The organism is Streptomyces pyxinae (genome assembly GCF_024756275.1).
GTDB lineage: Bacteria > Actinomycetota > Actinomycetes > Streptomycetales > Streptomycetaceae > Streptomyces > Streptomyces pyxinae.
Genome location: NZ_JANUGQ010000011.1, coordinates 180,988 through 198,971 on the forward strand (window position 1 = coordinate 180,988; position 17,984 = coordinate 198,971).

At 73.1% G+C, this 17,984-nt stretch carries 20 protein-coding genes; 8 read left to right on the forward strand and 12 right to left on the reverse strand.

Annotated elements, in window-relative coordinates:
- The first annotated feature begins 272 nt into the window (after nucleotides 1-272).
- Nucleotides 273-947, forward strand: coding sequence for a TOPRIM nucleotidyl transferase/hydrolase domain-containing protein (locus NX801_RS15215; protein WP_258788290.1), 675 nt, complete (start codon nucleotides 273-275; stop codon nucleotides 945-947).
- Between the two features lie 159 nt (nucleotides 948-1,106).
- Nucleotides 1,107-2,333 (forward strand): geranylgeranyl reductase family protein, encoded by a 1,227-nt coding sequence (locus NX801_RS15220; RefSeq protein WP_258788291.1) that lies wholly within the window; start codon nucleotides 1,107-1,109, stop codon nucleotides 2,331-2,333.
- 103 nt (nucleotides 2,334-2,436) lie between these two features.
- On the opposite strand, the gene NX801_RS15225 is transcribed toward NX801_RS15220, so the two are convergent.
- On the reverse strand, nucleotides 2,437-2,919 hold the full coding sequence (locus NX801_RS15225) for a nitroreductase family deazaflavin-dependent oxidoreductase (protein ID WP_258788240.1): 483 nt from the start codon (nucleotides 2,917-2,919) through the stop codon (nucleotides 2,437-2,439).
- A gap of 235 nt (nucleotides 2,920-3,154) precedes the next feature.
- Here NX801_RS15225 and NX801_RS15230 point away from each other — a divergent pair, with 235 nt between their 5' ends.
- Nucleotides 3,155-3,847: a TetR/AcrR family transcriptional regulator gene (locus tag NX801_RS15230; protein ID WP_258788241.1), complete on the forward strand. Its 693-nt coding sequence runs from the start codon at nucleotides 3,155-3,157 to the stop codon at nucleotides 3,845-3,847.
- A gap of 43 nt (nucleotides 3,848-3,890) precedes the next feature.
- Here the strand turns inward: NX801_RS15230 and NX801_RS15235 are convergent, their stop codons facing one another.
- The 5 genes from NX801_RS15235 to NX801_RS15255 all read right to left on the reverse strand — a co-directional run bounded on the left by NX801_RS15235 (nucleotide 3,891) and on the right by NX801_RS15255 (nucleotide 7,442).
- The gene (locus NX801_RS15235) at nucleotides 3,891-5,126 is read right to left on the reverse strand and encodes an MFS transporter (RefSeq protein ID WP_258788242.1); all 1,236 of its coding nucleotides are present in this window, start codon (nucleotides 5,124-5,126) and stop codon (nucleotides 3,891-3,893) included.
- Nucleotides 5,127-5,249: 123 nt separating this feature from the next.
- Nucleotides 5,250-5,900: an HhH-GDP family DNA glycosylase gene (locus NX801_RS15240; RefSeq protein WP_258788243.1), complete on the reverse strand. Its 651-nt coding sequence runs from the start codon at nucleotides 5,898-5,900 to the stop codon at nucleotides 5,250-5,252.
- A 115-nt stretch (nucleotides 5,901-6,015) separates the two neighbouring features.
- Nucleotides 6,016-6,222, reverse strand: coding sequence for a DUF397 domain-containing protein (locus tag NX801_RS15245; RefSeq protein ID WP_258788244.1), 207 nt, complete (start codon nucleotides 6,220-6,222; stop codon nucleotides 6,016-6,018).
- A 195-nt stretch (nucleotides 6,223-6,417) separates the two neighbouring features.
- Nucleotides 6,418-6,615, reverse strand: a complete 198-nt coding sequence (locus NX801_RS15250; RefSeq protein ID WP_258788245.1) for a DUF397 domain-containing protein — start codon at nucleotides 6,613-6,615, stop codon at nucleotides 6,418-6,420.
- The gene (locus NX801_RS15255; RefSeq protein ID WP_258788246.1) at nucleotides 6,612-7,442 is read right to left on the reverse strand and encodes a helix-turn-helix domain-containing protein; all 831 of its coding nucleotides are present in this window, start codon (nucleotides 7,440-7,442) and stop codon (nucleotides 6,612-6,614) included. The genes NX801_RS15250 and NX801_RS15255 overlap by 4 nt, the downstream gene beginning before the upstream one ends.
- Nucleotides 7,443-7,751: 309 nt before the next feature.
- Here NX801_RS15255 and NX801_RS15260 point away from each other — a divergent pair, with 309 nt between their 5' ends.
- From NX801_RS15260 to NX801_RS15270, 3 genes are all read left to right on the forward strand, one after another.
- Nucleotides 7,752-8,075, forward strand: a complete 324-nt coding sequence (locus NX801_RS15260) for a hypothetical protein (protein WP_258788247.1) — start codon at nucleotides 7,752-7,754, stop codon at nucleotides 8,073-8,075.
- Nucleotides 8,072-8,542: a hypothetical protein gene (locus NX801_RS15265; RefSeq protein ID WP_258788248.1), complete on the forward strand. Its 471-nt coding sequence runs from the start codon at nucleotides 8,072-8,074 to the stop codon at nucleotides 8,540-8,542. Before NX801_RS15260 ends, NX801_RS15265 begins: the two co-directional genes overlap by 4 nt.
- 101 nt (nucleotides 8,543-8,643) lie before the next feature.
- The gene (locus tag NX801_RS15270; protein WP_258788249.1) at nucleotides 8,644-8,796 is read left to right on the forward strand and encodes a hypothetical protein; all 153 of its coding nucleotides are present in this window, start codon (nucleotides 8,644-8,646) and stop codon (nucleotides 8,794-8,796) included.
- 115 nt (nucleotides 8,797-8,911) lie between these two features.
- Here the strand turns inward: NX801_RS15270 and NX801_RS15275 are convergent, their stop codons facing one another.
- The 5 genes from NX801_RS15275 to NX801_RS15295 all read right to left on the reverse strand — a co-directional run bounded on the left by NX801_RS15275 (nucleotide 8,912) and on the right by NX801_RS15295 (nucleotide 14,509).
- Nucleotides 8,912-9,727: a GNAT family N-acetyltransferase gene (locus tag NX801_RS15275; protein ID WP_258788250.1), complete on the reverse strand. Its 816-nt coding sequence runs from the start codon at nucleotides 9,725-9,727 to the stop codon at nucleotides 8,912-8,914.
- Nucleotides 9,728-9,811: 84 nt separating this feature from the next.
- Complete coding sequence (locus NX801_RS15280; RefSeq protein WP_258788251.1) at nucleotides 9,812-11,341, reverse strand: amino acid permease; 1,530 nt, start codon at nucleotides 11,339-11,341, stop codon at nucleotides 9,812-9,814.
- Nucleotides 11,342-11,465: 124 nt separating this feature from the next.
- Entirely contained in the window at nucleotides 11,466-12,491 is a 1,026-nt protein-coding gene (locus tag NX801_RS15285; protein ID WP_258788252.1) for a hypothetical protein, read from the reverse strand.
- 347 nt (nucleotides 12,492-12,838) lie between these two features.
- Nucleotides 12,839-13,819 carry a zinc-binding dehydrogenase gene (locus tag NX801_RS15290; RefSeq protein ID WP_258788253.1) on the reverse strand — a complete coding sequence of 327 codons (981 nt, stop codon included), beginning with the start codon at nucleotides 13,817-13,819 and terminating at the stop codon, nucleotides 12,839-12,841.
- Between the two features lie 96 nt (nucleotides 13,820-13,915).
- Entirely contained in the window at nucleotides 13,916-14,509 is a 594-nt protein-coding gene (locus tag NX801_RS15295) for a TetR/AcrR family transcriptional regulator (RefSeq protein ID WP_258788254.1), read from the reverse strand.
- A 163-nt stretch (nucleotides 14,510-14,672) separates the two neighbouring features.
- On the opposite strand from NX801_RS15295, the gene NX801_RS15300 reads away from it, so the two are divergent.
- On the forward strand, nucleotides 14,673-15,653 hold the full coding sequence (locus NX801_RS15300) for an alpha/beta hydrolase family protein (protein WP_258788255.1): 981 nt from the start codon (nucleotides 14,673-14,675) through the stop codon (nucleotides 15,651-15,653).
- Nucleotides 15,654-15,717: 64 nt separating this feature from the next.
- Here NX801_RS15300 and NX801_RS15305 read toward each other — a convergent pair whose 3' ends face one another.
- Nucleotides 15,718-16,107: a VOC family protein gene (locus NX801_RS15305; protein ID WP_258788256.1), complete on the reverse strand. Its 390-nt coding sequence runs from the start codon at nucleotides 16,105-16,107 to the stop codon at nucleotides 15,718-15,720.
- A 351-nt stretch (nucleotides 16,108-16,458) separates the two neighbouring features.
- Here NX801_RS15305 and NX801_RS15310 point away from each other — a divergent pair, with 351 nt between their 5' ends.
- On the forward strand, nucleotides 16,459-17,679 hold the full coding sequence (locus NX801_RS15310; protein ID WP_258788257.1) for an ROK family protein: 1,221 nt from the start codon (nucleotides 16,459-16,461) through the stop codon (nucleotides 17,677-17,679).
- Nucleotides 17,680-17,984: the final 305 nt, after the last annotated feature.

The window sequence follows — 17,984 nt, forward strand, 5'->3', positions numbered from 1 at the left end:
CCCCCGGGCCCGTCGTGGTGGATGTACGGCGAACGCGTCCCCGATCCTCCCACAGGGCCGGCCCCGCCCCGGCGGTCGGTCCGCCCGGCGGCGCGGCCGCCGGAACGCCCGCCGCCCTCCGGTCGCCCCCCCCGGTCGGAAATTCCGCGCCCCGGCGGCCGGAATGGGCGGAGACTCGTCCCATGGAGGACACGGAGAGCCCGAAGGACGTGCAGGACATGCAGGACATGCAGGGTATGCGGGACCTGGAGGGCGCCGAGGGCCCGGAGGGCATGGCGGCGTTCCGCGAGGCGGCCCTCGCATGGGCGGCCGGTGGTCCCGCCGGGCCCGCGCGCGAGCTGGCCGCGCGGCTTCCCGTCCGGACGGTCGTACTGCTCGAAGGGTTGAGCGACGCGGCGGCGGTCGGAGCGCTGGCCGCGAGCCGTGGCCGGGACCTGGCGGCCGAGGGAGTCTGCGTACTGCCGATGGGCGGTGCGATGAACGTCGGCCGCTTCGCCCGGCTCCTCGGACCTCCCGGCCTGGGCCTCCGGCTCACCGGACTCTGCGACGAGGGGGAGCGCGGTCATTACGTCCGCGCCCTGGAGCGGGCCGGTGCGGCACCGGAGGCGCCGTTCTTCGTATGCGCGGCCGATCTGGAGGACGAGTTGATCCGGGCGCTGGGTGTGACCCGGGTGGCGGAACTGGTCCGGGCGGAGGGCGATCTGCGGGCCCTGGAGACCTTTCAGCGCCAGCCCGCGCAGCGGGGCCGTACCGCACACCAGCGGTTGCGGCGCTTCCTCGGTACGAAGAAGGGGCGCAAGATCCGCTATGGCCGCGTCCTCGTCGAGGCTCTCGAACCCGACCGCGTGCCCGCCCCGCTCGACGAGCTGTTCGCCGCCCTGCTCGACGAGCGGCCTCCCGGCCGCCGGTCACCGGGCGCCGCCGCGGGCTGTGACGCCCGCCCGTAGGATGCGATCGAGAGCAAGCGCCACCGGTCGGGGAATCAGGAGCAGAAGCACACCGTGAGCAGCGAGAACGCAGACGCCGGAAACGCCGAGGACGCCGCGGGCTCCGGGAACGCCGGAGACACCCCGCACGCCGGAGACGCCGAACAGGCCGGAGACGCTGTGGAGGCCGGACAGGGCGAGCAGGCCGGCACCGGGGCCGGGGAGCAGGCGCCGGTCTGGGACGTCGTCGTGGTGGGCGCGGGCCCGTCGGGAGCCTCCGCCGCCTACGCGGCAGCGGTCGCGGGCCGCCGTGTGCTGCTCCTGGAGAAGGCCGAGCTGCCCCGCTACAAGACCTGCGGCGGCGGCATCATCGGCCCCTCGCGCGACGCCCTTCCGCCCGGCTTCGAACTGCCGCTGCGCGACCGGGTGCACGCGGTCACCTTCTCGCTGAACGGCCGGTTCGCCCGCACCCGCAAGTCCCGGCGGATGCTGTTCGGCCTGATCAACCGGCCCGAGTTCGACGCCGGTCTGGTCGAGCAGGCCCAGAAGGCGGGCGCCGAGCTGCGGACCGGCGTCACCGTCGCCCGGGTCGAGCAGCACGGGACGGCCGTACCCGACCGGCGTACCGTCGCGGTGGTCCTGGCGGACGGCGAGACGGTGCTCGCCCGCGCGGTGGTCGGCGCGGACGGCAGCGCGGGCCGGATAGGGGCCCATGTCGGCGTGAAGCTGGACCAGGTCGATCTGGGGCTGGAGGCCGAGATCCCGGTGCCGGAGACGGTCGCCGAGGACTGGGCCGGGCGGGTGCTGATCGACTGGGGGCCGCTGCCCGGCAGTTACGGCTGGGTCTTCCCCAAGGGTGACACCCTGACCGTGGGCGTGATCTCGGCGCGCGGCGACGGCGCGGCGACCAAGCGCTATCTGGAGGACTTCATCGCCCGGCTGGGGCTCGCCGGCTTCGAGCCCGCCGTCTCGTCCGGGCATCTGACCCGCTGCCGCTCCGACGACTCACCGCTCTCCCGGGGCCGGGTGCTGGTCTGCGGCGACGCGGCCGGACTGCTGGAGCCGTGGACCCGCGAGGGCGTCTCCTTCGCGCTGCGCTCCGGCCGGCTGGCCGGTGAGTGGGCGGTGCGCATCGCGGAGGCGCACGACGCGGTGGAGGCCCGCCGCCAGGCGCTGAACTACGCGTTCGCCATCAAGTCCGGCCTCGGCGTCGAGATGGCGGTCGGCCGCCGGATGCTCCAGCTCTTCGAGCGGCGCCCCGGTCTGCTGCACGCCACGCTCACCGGGGTGCGCCCCGCGTGGAAGGCGTTCGCCGACATCACCCGGGGTGTCACCACCCTGGCCGGACTGGTGAGTTCGCACCCGCTGGCCCGCCGGGGCCTGGACGCCCTGGAGCGCCGCTCCTAGCCGGCTCTTCCTCCTTGTACGTTCTTGTACGGTTCCTCCCTCCCGTACGCCCGGCTCACGCGCGGCCGGGCGTACGTGCCTCCCGGTGTCATCGGCCCCCGGCTCATTCCCCCGAGGTGATCCGGAAGACCGGGTGACGGTCCGCCACCGCCCGCAGCTCCTCGTCCGAGGAGTCCGGGCCCACGCCCGGGAAGAACAGTCCCACCTCCGCCTTCCAGCGCCGGAGGTAGGCGCGCAGCACGGCGGGCTTCTCGTCGTCCGGCAGCTCCTCGACGGTGAACGTCTCCGCCCGCTTGCCGAGCAGCAGTTGCCCGCCCCCGGCCGCCCGCATGTTGCGGGTCCACTGGACGTGGCCGCGCGGGGCGACCAGATAGCGGGTCCCGTCCAGGGTGAGCACATTGACCGGCGTACGGCGCCACTCACCGCTCCTGCGGCCGCGCACCGCCAGGATCCGGGAGCCCCAGACGCTGATTCCGCGCCGGGTCAGCCAGGCGACGAACCGGTTGACCACCCGGACGGTGAACCAGCCGGGCGGTACGACATGGGCGGCGGTGGATGCGGCGGGAGCGACGGGAGTTGCGGGCATGACCGGCCTCCAGGGCGGGGACGCGACGGGCGGGGACGGGACGGACAGGGGTGGGACGGGGACGGCGCGGGCGGCCGATGGCGTGCCGGAGCGACGGCCACTGGCATCACCCACCGCCGGAACACACCGAGAGCACTGCTCTCTCTCCGGGTTCAGTCTGCCCCGTTCCGCCCCGCCCGCGCAAGAGCACTGCTCTCATTTCGGTTCACTGCTCCGTCGATGGCAGACTGCGGCCATGGAGAAAATCCGGGGAGCCCGGGCCCGTGCCCGGGACGAGGTCACCGCCGCCATCAAGGACGAGGCGCGGAGGCAGCTGGCCGCCGAGGGCGCCGCCAAGCTGTCGCTGCGGGCCGTGGCGCGGGAGCTCGGGATGGTGTCGTCCGCTCTCTATCGCTACTTCCCCAGCCGGGACGAGCTGCTCACCGCGCTCATCGTGGACGCCTACAACGCGCTGGGCGCCGCCGCCGAGGCCGCCCTCGCCGCGCCGGCGGCCGAAGGCGGGGACCATCTGGCGCGCTGGACCGGCGTCTGCCGGGCGGTGCGCGCCTGGGCGGTGGCCCATCCGCACGAGTACGCCCTGCTCTACGGCTCACCCGTGCCCGGCTATCACGCGCCCCGGGACACCGTGGGTCCCGCCTCTCGCGTGGGACTCGCCCTGGTCGGTGTCGTCCGCGCCGCCCACGACGACGGCAGCGCGCGGCCCTGCCCCGAGCCGCCCGGTGAACTCCGGGACGAGGCGCGGCGGATCGCCGCCGAGCTGGCTCCCGGTCTGCCGCCCGGATCGGCGCTGGTCCTGCTGCGGACGTGGTCGCAGCTGTTCGGACTGATCTCGTTCGAGGTGTTCGGCCAGTTCGACCGGATCGTGACGGAGCGGGAGGCGTTCTTCGCCGAGGCGGCCGCACGGCTGGGCCGGGAGGCCGGGCTGTGACCGGCCCCGGGCCCTCGCCGCCCCGCTGAACCGGCCCCCTTTCTCAGCCCTGCCCGGCCGTCGCCGTGGCGCCCCGGGTGGTCCAGCCGATCAGCGCGGCGACCCCGGCCAGCGCGGCGACGGTGGTCAGCGCCAGCGGCAGCGAGAACCACTCCGCGAGAAAGCCGATGACCGGCGGGCCCAGCAGCATGCCGCCGTAGCCCAGGGTGGAGGCCGCCGCCACCCCGCCGGGCCCGGCCAGCGCGCCCGCCCGGGCGATGGCGACCGGGAAGATGTTGGCCAGCCCCAGACCGGTGACGGCGAAGCCCAGCAGGGCGAGCCAGACGGCCGGGGCGAGGGAGCCCAGCAGCATCCCCGCCATGGCGGTCGCCCCGCCCGCGACCAGGGTGCGGGTCTGGCCCAGCCGCTCCAGGAGCGCGGTGCCGGAGAGCCGCCCGGCGGTCATCGCCAGCGCGAAGACCGCGTAGCCGGTGGCCGCGACGCCCGGCCGGGCGGCCAGGTCCTGGCTCAGGTGCAGCGCGCCCCAGTCGGCCAGCGCGCCTTCGCCGTACGCGGTGCAGAGCGCGATCACCCCGAAGACCGCCACCAGCCGCCGCGCCCGGCGGGTCGCCCTGGCGGGCCCGCGCGCGTCCCCGGCCGGCCGGGTCTCCGGCGCGGTGGGAGCCGGGTGGCGGAGCAGTACGGGCCCGGCGAGGCCGGTCAGCACCAGCCCGGCGGCGGTGAGCCCGAGCAGGTGGACGGTGGGGGAGAGGCTGCCCGCGACCAGCCCGCCGAGCCCGGCGCCGAGCATGCCGCCGAGGCTGAACGCCGCGTGGAAGCCGGGCATCACCGGCCGCCGGAGCGCCGCCACCAGATCGACGGCGGCGCTGTTCATGGCGACGTTGATGCCCCCGTACGCCGCGCCGAAGAGCAGCAGGACGAGGCCGAGCGCGAGCGCCGAGTGGGTCAGCGGCGGCAGCGCGATGCTCAGGCTGAGCAGCAGCCCGGCGGCGACGGTGACCGGATGGCTGCCGAACCGGCGGCAGAGCCGCCCGGTGAGCGTCATGGTCACCACGGCGCCGGCCGACACCCCGAGCAGCGCGAGCCCGAGGTCCCCGGCGGAGGCGCCGGTCTGCTGCTTGATGGCGGGGATGCGTACCACCCAGCCGGCGAACAGGAACCCGTCGAGGGCGAAGAAGAGCGTCAGCGCGGTACGGAGGCGGGCGAGGGGGTCGGGCGCGGGCGGACCGCCGAGAGCGCTTCCGAGCGGCGCCGCCTCCACTTTGTTCATCTTCGGCACAAAGTCAGCATAGGGACGGCCCTCACCGCCATCAACCCCTTACCGCCGCCCCGGACGCGCCGACGGGTGGTGCTCCTGGCCCGTACGGGCCACGGAGGCACCACCCGCCCCTTCCCGCCTCGTTCAGGAGCCCTCCCGGACCTCCTCCGCGATGTCCTTGTCCAGCGCCGCCCGTACCAACGCGGCGGCGAAAGCCGGGAGTTCGTCCTTCTCCACCAGCCCGGCCAGCTTCTCGCCGTCCTTCGGGAGCCCCAGCTTCTCCGCCCCGTCCAGCGCCTTCCCGTCCAGCCGGGGCGCGGCCTCCTTCCATACCCCCTGCACCTCGCGCAGAAAGATGTCCGCCCCGGCCGGTCCGATCCCGGGCACCTCCTGGAGCAGCCGGGCAATGGCCTCCGGGTCGCCGTCCGCCTTCTCCCGCAGCCGCCGCAGATCGCCCCCGTACCGGTCGATCACCAGCTCCGCGCCGTCCCCGAGCTGGGTGGCGGTCCGCTCGTCGTAGCGGCGGTACCCGCCCTCCCCGAGCGCGTCCACCCGCTGCTGCCAGGTGGCGTCCCGCATCTTCTTCGGGCTGCGCATCCCCGCGCCGAACAGCGCCCGCGCCGCCGCCACCGCCACGCTCGCCCGGATCCTGGCGCTGAGCAGCAAGGACAGCACCAGCAGTTCGTAGAGCGGCTGCGGGGTGTCCTTCAACCGGATCCCGGCCTCCTCCGCGTACGTCTTCCCGTGCTCGTCCAGCAGGGTGCGTACCGTCTCCTTGTCACCGGCGCGTGCCATGGACCCTCCGTGCTGTCGTCCCGTCCACCGGCTCCCGCAGTACCCTCCGCCCCCCACCCGAAACCCCCGCCACCCCGGACGGGGGAGTGACGGGGGCTTCGGCGTCACGCGTCGTTCAGCGACGGACCATCCCGACGAAGGCCGCCCAGGCACCGGCGGCCACGGCCAGTGTCGGACCGGCCGCGACCTTGCTGTCCCGTACGGGGACGAGCCCGGTGGTGGCGGCCGAGCGCGGCGCCCACTCGACGCAGTTGCCGCCTTCTGGGCCGCTGTAGCTGGACTTGACCCATCCAGTGCGAGACACGAGCAGTGCGTCGCTCATTTCAGTATCCCCTTCTCTCCCCAAGTAGGGCCGAGAGCAGTCGACTTGATGGCGTTGTGTCCGGGAACACATGGTAGATCCAGACGACTGTCCGGGCCCACCTGCGGGACAACGACGGGTGCCTTGCGCTGCTGTCCAGCATGACGGAGCCCCCGTCTCTCCGGGAGTGGAGTGACGGGGGCCGGCGGGTGCGACTCAGCTGCGGACCATGCCGACGAAGGCTGTCCAGGCGTCGGTGGACATGGCCAGTGCCGGACCGGCCGGGACCTTGCTGTCGCGGACAGGAACAAGGCCGGTGAGGTTCGCGTGAGTCGGCGCCCACTCGATGCACTGGCCCTCGCCACCGCTGTATGTGCTCTTGACCCATTCGACGGTGCCGGGCGCGTTGCTCATCTCTGGTGCTCCTCCATAATCTCGCCCATCAGAATCAGCGACTCGTCCTCGGACAGCGCCGCCATGCGTAGACGGTCGAACATGGCGACCGCCGTATGCACAACGGTACTGGTGTGGTCCACCTGCCCGCCGTGGGTGGGTGTTTCGCTGTAGACCGCTTGCGGTCTGCCTTCTGCTGAAAGCAGCGTGAACGGCAGGTGGCTGGGGGCGGCACCGGCCTTGTGCGGTAGCACCTGCAGTGTGATGTGCGGAGACCGTGTGGCCGTCATGAGGTGTTCGAGCTGGGCGGCCATGACAGCCTTGCCGCCGACTTGGGTTCGTAGGACGGCCTCATGAATGACGACCCACAGGAGCGGCGGATTCTCGCGGTCCAGCACCGATTGCCGACGCATGCGAAGTTCGACCCGCTCACTGATTTGCTCGTCCGTCTCGCGCGGAAAGGCGGCGCGCATGACTGCTTCCGCGTATTCCCGCGTCTGCAAAAGGCCCATCAGGAACGTACATGAGTAGTCGGTGATCCCGCTGGCCGCCTCCTCCAAAGTGATGTATGGGATGAACCATTCCGGATTTCCTTTCTTGTGCAGCTGTGCTCGCAGACGGACGTACACCCCTGGCGTACCGGCTACCCGATCCATGGCTTTGGCGAAGCCTTCAGACGCCAGCACTGCCCCGGATTCCACCTTGCTCAACTGAGGCTGTCCGTAGCGCAGCAGCTCGGCAAATGCGGGCTGCGGCAAGCCCATGGCCGTGCGTAGCGCCTCCACTTCTTGACCGAAGTAGGCGGCCGCGTCGCTTGGTTCGCGCCCTTGATCGACTGCTTCGCTCACGTGTTCAACTCCGCTTCTATTCCATCAACGTTGGAATGGCTTCGGGCCTGTTCAGCGTACGTCCGGACGGCTCAAGCTGTGGGAAGAACGTCATAGCATCCCCCGAAGCTGAGGTCTTCCAATGAACGACGTGCCCCCCTTGTCGCCCGCGAACGGCCATGCCTTGGTGTTGTTGAATCCGTGCATGCTGCCGCCCCCCAAGCGGCCATGCGAGGACGACCAGAAGGTCGAAATGACGGACTCCCCGACGCTGGCACGTATTCGGCTCGCATTGTCTCGGGCGAACGCCCGTTCGCGGGGTGAGGTGTTGTGATCGGGCGCCGGGCCCGGGTTCGGGCGGCGCTGGCGGCGAATCTGGCCGCGTACTGCCAGGAGCACGGGATCGATCTGCTGGCGGCGATCTTCGCGGAGCCGGACCCCGGGCCGCCGCCGGGGCGTTGGGCGGCGTTACGGCTCCGGGCCGACGACCTGCGGGGGCAGGCGCGGTGGCTGCGGGCGCGGGTGCGGATGTCGGTGCGCTGGTGGTGCACCCCGCCCGCCAGGCGCCGGGAGATCGAGCGGGCGGCCGAGGCCATGATGGCCCGCCTCTCGCGAGCAGGCGGGGCCAACGAACCCCGCAGGCCGCCGGGATGAGCCCGGAGACCGAGCCGGCGGTCTACTGGTGCGAGGCGGTGGCCGAGGGACCGGTGTACAGCACCGGACGGATCGTCACGTACGTACTGGGCAGCTGGCAGACGTTCTCCCCGGTGCTGGCGCTGCGCTGGCTGCGCGGCGAGGCCCGGCGGATCGCGGACCGGCTGGACCCCGACCCGGCCTGCTCGGGGTGGGTCACCGAGGCGATGCGCCGGCCGGTGGTCCCCGTACCCGACTGTCCGGCCGAACTGCGGGTGTGGGCCGCCGACATGGACGACCAGCGGGCCGCCCGCGAGCGGATCAAGGCCGGCGAGCCCCTGGTGGTCGTCGTCCCGGACGCCGACTGCCGCTACACCCTCTCCATTCGGCCCCTGCGCCTGCCGGCCCCGCTGCGGCCCGCGCCGCTCGGTGGCGGAGGGGGCCGCCGACGCCGCAGGCTCCGCACCTGGTGGCACCGGCCACGCTGACTCCCCTCCGGGTGACGACAACGGATCCCGTCGCCCGGAGGGGGCTGGACCTCTCGTGCCCACCCGGGCCCGGGAGTTGAGAAAGAGAAGGGAACAGTCCCATGACCGAGTCCACCGAGCCGGAGACCACGGAGGAGCCGATCAGCCCGTCCGGTGAGCCGGAGCGCGTCGAGCCCGACACCGTCGAGCACCAGGACGACGCCGACCGCGAGGGCGACGGCGACGAGGACGCCGCCGAGCCGCTCGACGCGTAGCCACCTCACCAGCACCCGCCCGGCTCGTCCCACCGTGGGGACGGTCGGCAGCCGGGCGGGCCGCTGCGCACTGGGGGGAGACCGAGCCGGATTCGCGGGGGCGCGGTCCCGGCCATCACATCGGGTCAGCGGCCTTCAGGCCGTAGAAGTGGATGCGTGTGTTCGGCTGGAAACCGATGCGTGGGTACACGGGGGCTCCGGCGGCGGTGGCGTGCAGCGTGGCGCGGGTCAGCCCGGTGGCCAGCGCACCCTCGTACAGCGCCTTGCGCGTGACCGCCTCGCCGTAGCCCCTGCCCTGCCACCGCGGGGCCGTGGCGACGAACGCGACGAACAGACGGCCGTCCGCCTCGACCGTGGTGGCACCCGCCACCGGTTCGTCGTCCCGCAGGGCCAGGTATGCGTGGACCTCGTTCTTCCAGAGCGCGGAGGATCCGACCATGCCCTCGCGGCAGTCCTCCAGGGGGAGCCCGTACGCGAGCGCCTGGAGGTCGGCGTAGGCCCGTACCTGCTCGTCGGTGCTCACCCGGGCGAACGTCAGGTCGGGGTGGGCCGGCTCGGGGATGGGGAGCAGATCGCCGGCCATGCCCGTACCGGGGAAGGCGTATGCGAGGCCGGCCTGCTCGGCCGTCGCCTCCAGGGCCGAGCGGGCCTCGTCGTCGAGAAGGTCCTCGAAGAGCCAGAGGAAGCCCGGGTGCTTCTTTGCCCGCATGATGTCCGCGACCTCACCCAGACGACGTGCGAGGGGCCCCGCTCCCGCCTCCGCCTCGGTCAGGGTGACGCAGTTCAAGAACCCGAACCGGCTGTCCGCCCAGCGTACGGCGATGCCCGGGAGGTCGCGCACGTCCGCGTCCGCGTCGCGGCCGAGCACGATGGTCCGCCAGGCCGTGGCGAGTTGCTGTACCGATTCGAGGGATTCCGCGGGAACGGTCACGGTGCCTCCATGACGTGGCTGGGCGACGGACGTATGGAGCCTGGTCAAGGCTCCTGAGCGGAGACCCTATGTGCGTCGTGCGGGTCAGATGATGTTTTCGGCCTCTTCGAGCTGGTCGTGGGCGTTCGCCGCGCTGGAGCGGGGCACACCGTAGGAACGGCGTCCGAACCGCCACCACACGGCGGCCATGGCGAGGGCCACCAGCAGGGCGACGGGTGTGTAGTTGAAGCTCGTGGCGGTGACCGGGCTGGACTGCGGCAGCAGGAACAGCACGGTCACCGCGGCCGCCCAGAGCACCGCCACCCGGCCGATCGGCCGGCTCCAGCGGCCCAGGTGCCAGGGCCCGGGGGTGAACCGGTCCCGGTGGCGCAGCCGCAGCAGCACCGGGATGGCGTAGGCCGGGGTGAAGCCCACGACGGAGATCGCGGTCACCGCCGAGAACGCCGTGGCCGAGTACAGGGACGGCAGGGCGAGGACGAAGGCGACAACGACCGCGAGCCAGACGGCGTTGGCCGGGACGGCCGTACGGCGGCTGACCTTCTGCCAGCGCGCCGAGCCGGGCAGGGCGCCGTCCCGGGCGAAGGCGTAGATCATGCGGCTGGCGGAGGCGGTCACGGTGTAGCCGCACAGCACCTGCGCGACGATGATCACCAGCAGCAGCGCCTTCGCCGCCGCCACCCCCAGGGCGTCCAGGAAGATCTGCGCCACCGGGACCCCGGACCGGCTGCCCAGCGTCCCGGCGTAGTCCTGGACGGCGAACAGCAAGGCGATCAGCAGGACACCGCCGGCGATCCAGGACACCGCCACCGAGCGGATGATTCCGCGCGCCGCGGCCACGGAAGCGCCACTGGTCTCCTCGCTCAGGTGGGCCGAGGTGTCGTAGCCGGCCAGGGCGAAACACGGCAGCAGCATCCCGAGCAGGACCACGTAGACGGGGCTCGACCAGCCGGTGTTGTTGGTGAACTCGGAGAACACGAAGCCGGCCGGCTGGTGGTGGGAGGGGACGAGAGTCAGGGCGCCGACGATGACGACGGCCCCGGCCAGATGCCACCACGCGCTGAGCGAGGTCAGGATGTTCATCAGCCGGCTGCCGAAGAGGTTCAGGGCCCCGTGCAGCGCCAGGATGACCGCGTACATGACCAGCAGGGACCCCGGTGTCGGCACAAAGCCGAACTGCAGGTTCGCCCAGGCGGCGGTGAAGGTCGCGATGCCGTAGTCCTGGGCCGCGATCCCGCCGAGCAGCCCCAGCAGGTTGAGCCAGCCGGTGTACCAGCTCCAGCGCTCACCGCCGAGTTGGCGGGCCATGTAGTACAGACCGCCGCTGGTGGGGTAGCGGGAGGTGATCTCGGCCAGTGCCGCCGCCAGGCACAGCACCAGCGGCCCCACGGCGAGCCACCCCCACACCACCACGGCGGGTCCGCCGCTGTTCAGGCCGAAGCCGAAGAGCAGCAGCGTCCCGGACATGATGGAGATCACCGACAGGGAAGCGGAGAAGTTACCGAAGGCCCCCATGCGCCGGTGCAGTTGCTGGTTGTAGCCCAGCTCTTTGAGTATGCGCTCGTCGTTGTCGAGCGGTTCGGACCGCCGCTGTCGCGCATGTGCCGATGTACGCATCGAGGATCTCCGCAGGGAAGGGATACAAAGGGACACAGAGGACACAGAGGGGAAAGGGGGGTAGGGCGGCGGCCGGGCCGTCAGCGGGACACGGCAGCGCCCGGCCGCAGGATCCCACAGGTGTTCACCGGCGCCTTCTCGCGCTGGGCGGCGGCTTGAGCCGCCGCAGGCAGGCGCTGCGGGCCGCCTCGAACTCCTCCCACCACCGGTCCGGGCCGGGCGCGATGTACTGCCACGGGGCCGGGGTGGCGAAGTCCCCGATGGCCTCGAACACGGCAGCCGCTTCCTTGAGGAAACCGCCCGCCGTCAGGGCGTGGGCCAGATAGTTCAGGTCGGTCGCGGAACCGGCCGCCGGGTCACAACGGCTGAACCAGCCCTCAAAAGCCTTGGCGATGGCCGGAGTGATGGACTCACTGACCCACCAGAGGCTCAGCATGACGCCACCCCTGTTCCGCCGGGCCCGGTACTCCTCCGCATGGGCGTACAGGGGCAGAAGAAGCAGGGGGGAGCCGAGCGGCGCCCTGGAGACCGACCAGCGGGCGAAGTCCATCGCGACCGCCCGCCGGCTGAGATGCGCCGATCCGGGGCCGACCTGGAGCACCCGGAGCATGCGGTGCCACGCCTCGCGGCTGAACCCGTCCCGCCGGTGCGCCGCCTCCAGCAGTCCCCACGGGCCGTGGGGAAGCAGGAAATCCGGCGGCGGTGGGGCCACATGGTGCTCGGGGAAGCGTCCGGACGTATCCGTCTCGGCCAGGGCCAGCGAACAGATCGGGGCCACCGGGTCCCCGGGGCTCACCTCATCCGCCCTGCGGCACGCCCGCCGGGCTCTGTCCGCCAGCTCGTCCAGTCGCTGAACCCGCCGTGGGTCTTCCGCCGACTGGCTGCTGCGATGGGCGTCCAGGGCCCGCTCGGTGGTCACCCTGGCGTGCATCACCCGGGCGGCGGCACTCCTCGGCTCTTCCTGTAACCACAACTCGACCACATTGCGCCGGGCGGCCGCCACACCCAGCACCTGGGTGCGAGCGGTCCACTCCCGCCAGGTCTCCGTCTGGGCCAGCACCTGCCGCATCCGCATCCAGTGCCCGGCCTTCACGTCCTGTACCGCCGCGTAGAGAGCGGTGTCCCGGCCGGCCGGGTGGTAGCCCACCATCAGCGAGAACCCGCCGCGGGTCCGGGTGCCGGAAACCGCGACGCCACGGCGCTCCAGGACTGAGGCAGACCGCCTGAGAAGGGCATCAACGCTCCAATGCGAGGCAAGGGCAGGGCATTAGGAGGGCGCACACGGAGAGCACGGGGAACGAGGAGAACGCGGCGGACACGAAGAACACGAAGAACACGGATGCCGTGGCGCGGCCACCGTCTCGCAGCCGCTGACAACGTGGGGCACCGTAGCAGTCCGGCATACGGACGAGGAAATGAACCACGCGGAAATCGAACGCAGTTGGCGGGCTATCGTCCTTCCGTGCCCGGCACCCGGGTGCGCACCGTACGCGTGGCTCACGGCGCCAGCACGATCCTGCCGAACACCTTGCCCGCGTCCATGGCGCGGTGGGCCGACGCCGCCTGGTCCAGTGGCAGCACCTCGTGCACGACCGTACGCAGGTCCCCGTGTGCGGCCTCGGTGAACTGGGAGGACCGCACGGCCTGTCTGTCGGGGCCGGGCACGGTGTCGGCGCTGAAGGTGGCGAACGACAGCGACTTGCGGAAGGCGTTCATCAGCCGCGTCCCGAAGTCCGCCGGCGGCTGCCCGCCGACCACGCCGACGGCCATGTACCGCCCGTTGGGGTTCAACCTGTCCAGGAAGAGGGAGAGCCCGGGACCTCCCACGACATCGATCACCACGTCGAAGCCCGGTGGCACGTCGGAGTCCGGCGGCGCGTCGGAGCCGGCCTCGCCGGAGCGGTCGAGGACCTGGGTCGCGCCCAGGTCCCGCAGGCGGGCGCCGCGTTCCGCCGATGAGGTGGTGACCGCCACCGCGCCCGCACCGCCCCGGGCCGCGAGCTGGACCGCCGTGATCCCGATGCTGCCCGCGGCACCCCGCACGAGCACCGTCTCGCCGGGCGCGAAACGCGCGCGGTCCAGGGCGAAGTGGGCGACCACACCGGAGCCGCCGAGCGTCACCGCGTCCGCGCCGGCCAGGCCGTCGGGCAGCGGAAGGACCTCCTCGACCGGGGCGACGGCCTGCTCGGCGTACCCGCCGGAGAGGCCGGTGAACGCCCATACCCGCCGTCCCAGCCACGAGGCGTCCACGCCCTCTCCCAGCGCGCTGATCCGTCCCGCCACCTCGCTGCCGAGGAGATGGCCTTCCCGGAAGCCGTACGCGGCGAGCGTCCCCCGGCGGATCACGGCGTCCACGCCGCCCACCCCGATCGCCTCCGTGGTGATCCGCACCTGTCCCGGGCCCGGAACAGGTGCGGGCACGTCGACGACCGCCAGACCGTCAGGGCTTCCGAACTCTCTGATCACGACAGCTTTCATCTCTGCTCCTCGCGTCGGTGAACGGACGGGTGGTCACAGCGGCTGTGACCGAATGGTGCGCTGATCGTGCCACCGCGCCTCGCGCGGGTGGAAGGCTCAGGACGGCCGGGACGGCCGCAGGCCCTGGAGGAGCAGCCCGACCAGTCGGCGGGGCTCGTAGCGGGGGTCGTCGCCGCCGGCGCAGAGATTGCCGATGCCGCGCATCAGTTCATAGGCGTGTGTACCGGGACTGATCTCCCCGGCGTCGACCGCCGCGTCGAGCAACCGCGCGCAGACGGGGACCAGGCGATCGAGGAAGTAGGTGTGCAGCGCCTCGAAGCCACCGCTGTCCGACCGCATCGCGTTGGCGAGGCCGTGCTTGGTGACCAGGAAGTCGACGAAGAGGTCGGCCCACTGGCGGAGCGCGGCGAACGGGGAGCCGGCGTCGGCCAGCAGCGCCGGGCCGGCCTCGGCGCAGGCCTCCACCTGGTGGCGGTAGACGGCGACGACGAGGTCCGCCCGGGTCGGGAAGTGGCGGTAGATGGTGCCCATTCCGACGCCCGCCCGGGCGGCGATCTCGCGGATCGGCGCGTCCACCCCGGAGGCGACGAACACCTCGGCGGCGGCGGTGAGCAGTGTCTGCTGATTGCGCAGCGCGTCGGCTCGTCTGGCGCGGGCCGGCACCTTCCCGGGCTGACTGGCAGGGGTCACCACGCGCTCCTTCGGCGGCCGTTGACAAAGCGGAACAGCGCTCCGTATCTTAATCGGAGCGACGTTCCGCTTAATCTTAGCGGAGCCGGACACTCCTGTATGCCTCGTTCTCCCGCCGGGCGCGCCGACGCCGGTGGGCGAGGCCCTCGAAGGGACGCACGTGATGAGCGAACCAGCCTTTTCCGTCAGTGAACCAGCCTTCCCCACCGGTGACTCCGGCCTGCCGAGCCCCGTCGTCTCGGTCAGCCCGGTGGTGCTGCCGGTCCCCGGGCGGCCGGTGGATCTGGAGGTCCGGGTCTCCGCGCCACTGACCGGCGGCGATCTGCCGATCATCCTTCTCTCGCACGGCCAGGGCCACTCCCACCACCTGTCCTCCCTGAACGGCTATGCCCCGCTCGCCGGTTTCTGGGCGGCCCACGGCTTCGTCGTCATCCAGCCCACCCATCTGAGCTCGCGGACGCTGAGCCTGCCTCCCGGTACCCCCGGAGCGCCGATGTACTGGCGGTCGCGGGCCGAGGACATGAGCCGGATCCTCGACCGGCTCGACACGATCGAGGCCGCCGTTCCCCAGCTCCGCGGGCGGCTGGACCACGACCGGGTCGCTGTGGCCGGGCATTCGATGGGCGGTCACACCGCGAGCCTGCTGCTGGGCGCCCGGCTCACCGACCCCGACGACGGAACGGAAGCGGACCTGGCCGACCCCCGTGTCAAGGCCGGTGTGCTGCTCGCCGCGCCCGGTCGGGGAGGTGACGCACTCAGCCCGTGGGCGGCGGAGCAACTCCCGTTCCTCCTGACGACGGACTTCACCACGATGGCCACGCCCGCGCTCGTGGTCGTCGGCGACCAGGACGCGTCCCCGCACCTGACGGTCCGGGGACCGGACTGGCACGCCGACCCGTACGTCCTCTCCCCGGGTCCCAAGTCCCTGCTCACCCTCTTCGGCGCGGAGCACGGTCTGGGCGGGATCTCCGGATACGACGTGGCGGAGACCACCGACGACAGCCCGGAGCGGGTGGCCGCGGTCCAGCGGTCCACCTGGGCCTATCTGCGAACCCGGCTCCACCCCGGCGACACCGCCTGGGACGAGGTGAGTGACATCCTGGCGGCCGGTTCCGGCCCGCTCGGACGGGTCGAGTCCAAGTAGGACCCCGACCGGCGGCGCCGCCCCCCCCGGGTGGGTGGCCCCCGGGGCACGGCGGGCGCAAGGCTCAGGAAGCCGCCGGGCGGTCCCGCTCCCCGCGCTCGACGCACAGCTCATTGCCCTCGGGATCGGCCAGGACGACCCAGCCGCCGCCGTCAGGACGGGTGCGGTCCGCGATCAGCCGGGCGCCCAGCGAGAGGGCGCGCTCGACCTCCTCGGCCCGGGTGCGGCCGGTGGGCTCCAGGTCGAAGTGGAGTCGGTTCTTGGCCGTCTTGCCCTCCTCCACCCGGACGAAGAGCAGGCCGGGGCCGCCGTCCGGATCCGCGATCAGGGCCTCGGGATCGCCCGGCTTGTCGTCGTCCGCCAGCGGGCGGCCCAGCAGAGCGCTCCAGAACTGTGCCAGCTCATAAGGATCGTTGGTGCAGTCGAAGGTGATGTGGCGGATGGTGGGATTCACCGGCGGCCCTCTCGGGGAGTGTGGATGATCCGGCCGGTACGGGAGGATCCCGCCCGGCCGGGACGGGCGCCGGTGTCCGGACGCGGACGCACGGCGGGGCCCAGCATCGGACCGGCGGCCGGGTGCTGTCGAACGGATATACCGCCGAGGGCCGGGCAGCGGCGCGGTCCGCCCGGTGACGGGGAGGGAGACGGGCGGCCGGCGCCGGGGGAGCCGGCCGGTTCGGCAGTGGGGGGAGCGGGACGGGCGGCCGGGGGAGCCGGCCGGTCCGGCAGCGGGGAGCCGGCCGGTCCGGCAGTGGGGGAGTGGGACGGGCGGCCGGGGGCTCCCGGATCATGGGAAACTCGCCTCATGAACGGCAAGGCGACCACGACCCGGAACCGGCTGGACAGGGGCCGCAGCGCACTCGGCCCGGCCCTGGAACTCGTGCACACCGGGCGGGCGCCCACCCGGGCCGTGCTCACCGCCGAACTCGGGGTCACCCGCGCCACCGCCGGGGCCGTCGCCGCCGAACTGGAGGCGCTGGGACTCATCCGGGTCGACTCCCGGCCCGCCGCCGCCGGCTCCCAGGGCCGCCCGTCGCACCGGCTCGCGGTGGACGAGGACGGGCCGGTCGCGCTCGCCGCGCAGATCCACGCCGACGGCTTCCGGGCCGCGCTGGTGGGCCTGGGCGGGCGGATCGTGGCCACCGCGCCCGGCTGTGTGACCATCGCGCCCGACCCCGCCCAGGTCCTCGCGGCCGTCGTCGCCACCGGCGCCGAGCTGCTGCGGGCGAGCGGCCGGCACTGCGTGGGCGCCGGGCTCGCGGTCCCCTCGGCCGTCGCGGAGCCGGAGGGCACCGCCCTCAACCCGCTGCACCTCGCCTGGCCCGCCGGGGCGGAGGTCCGGGACGTCTTCGCCCGGCTGGTACGGGAGGCCGGCCTCACCGGGCCCGCCTTCACCGGCAACGACGTCAACCTCGCCGCGCTCGCCGAGCACCGGCACGGGGCCGGCCGGGGCGCCCAGCACCTGCTGTGCGTCGCCACCGGCCACCGGGGCGTCGGCGGCGCCCTGGTGCTCGACGGCCGCCTGCACACCGGCAGTTCGGGCCTGGCCCTGGAGGTGGGTCACCTCACCGTCAACCCCGAGGGCCGCCCCTGCCACTGCGGCAGCCGGGGCTGTCTGGACGTCGAGGCCGACCCGCTCGCCTTCCTGACGGCGGCCGGCCGCGACCCGGGCCCCGAGGTCTCCCTGCTCCAGCAGTCCCGCGACCTGCTCCGCGACGAGGGCGACGACCCGGCGGTGCGGGCCGCCACCGAGGAGCTGGTGGACCGGCTGGGGCTGGGGCTCGCCGGGCTGGTCAACATCCTGAACCCGGACCGGATCATCCTGGGCGGCCTCCACCGCGAACTGCTGGCCGCCGCCCCGGAACGGCTGCGCGCGGTGGTCGCGGACCGCAGCCTGTGGGGCCGCAGCGGCGGAGTCCCGATCCTGGGCTGCGCGCTCGACCACAACAGCCTCGCCGGGGCCGCCGAACTGGCCTGGCAGCCGGTGCTGGACGACCCCCTCACCGCCCTGAGCCGGCCGGACTGAGCCCCCGCCGCGCCGGACGGGCGGGTGTCCGGTCCGAGGACCCCAGCCGTCGTCGTACGAGCGTGGTGTCCGCCCCGGACCCGGCCGCCGTTGTACGGACCGGGGTTCCGGTCCGAGCCGCCGGCCGTCGTCGTACGAGCGTGGTGCCCGCCCCGGACCCGGCCGCCGTCGTACGACCGGTGAGCCCGCCGGACCCCGCCGCCGTCGTCGTACCGCCGGGTCGCCCGTACGGCTCTCCGCTGCCGTACGACCCCGGGGGCGCCCGGGAATTCCGGTGCGGGCCCGGCCGCCGGGGTACTACGGTC

Excerpts from the sequence above, each read along its gene's own strand:
- NX801_RS15270 (WP_258788249.1), top strand. The coding sequence starts at position 8,644 with ATGACCGAGTCCACCGAGCCGGAGACCACGGAGGAGCCGATCAGCCCG.
- NX801_RS15300 (WP_258788255.1), top strand. The coding sequence starts at position 14,673 with ATGAGCGAACCAGCCTTTTCCGTCAGTGAACCAGCCTTCCCCACCGGT.
- NX801_RS15230 (WP_258788241.1), top strand. The coding sequence starts at position 3,155 with ATGGAGAAAATCCGGGGAGCCCGGGCCCGTGCCCGGGACGAGGTCACC.
- NX801_RS15250 (WP_258788245.1), bottom strand. The coding sequence starts at position 6,615 with ATGAGCAACGCGCCCGGCACCGTCGAATGGGTCAAGAGCACATACAGC.
- NX801_RS15225 (WP_258788240.1), bottom strand. The coding sequence starts at position 2,919 with ATGCCCGCAACTCCCGTCGCTCCCGCCGCATCCACCGCCGCCCATGTC.
- NX801_RS15245 (WP_258788244.1), bottom strand. The coding sequence starts at position 6,222 with ATGAGCGACGCACTGCTCGTGTCTCGCACTGGATGGGTCAAGTCCAGC.
- NX801_RS15280 (WP_258788251.1), bottom strand. The coding sequence starts at position 11,341 with ATGCGTACATCGGCACATGCGCGACAGCGGCGGTCCGAACCGCTCGAC.
- NX801_RS15215 (WP_258788290.1), top strand. The coding sequence starts at position 273 with ATGGCGGCGTTCCGCGAGGCGGCCCTCGCATGGGCGGCCGGTGGTCCC.
- NX801_RS15240 (WP_258788243.1), bottom strand. The coding sequence starts at position 5,900 with ATGGCACGCGCCGGTGACAAGGAGACGGTACGCACCCTGCTGGACGAG.
- NX801_RS15310 (WP_258788257.1), top strand. The coding sequence starts at position 16,459 with ATGAACGGCAAGGCGACCACGACCCGGAACCGGCTGGACAGGGGCCGC.
- NX801_RS15265 (WP_258788248.1), top strand. The coding sequence starts at position 8,072 with ATGAGCCCGGAGACCGAGCCGGCGGTCTACTGGTGCGAGGCGGTGGCC.
- NX801_RS15290 (WP_258788253.1), bottom strand. The coding sequence starts at position 13,819 with ATGAAAGCTGTCGTGATCAGAGAGTTCGGAAGCCCTGACGGTCTGGCG.
- NX801_RS15285 (WP_258788252.1), bottom strand. The coding sequence starts at position 12,491 with ATGGTGGGCTACCACCCGGCCGGCCGGGACACCGCTCTCTACGCGGCG.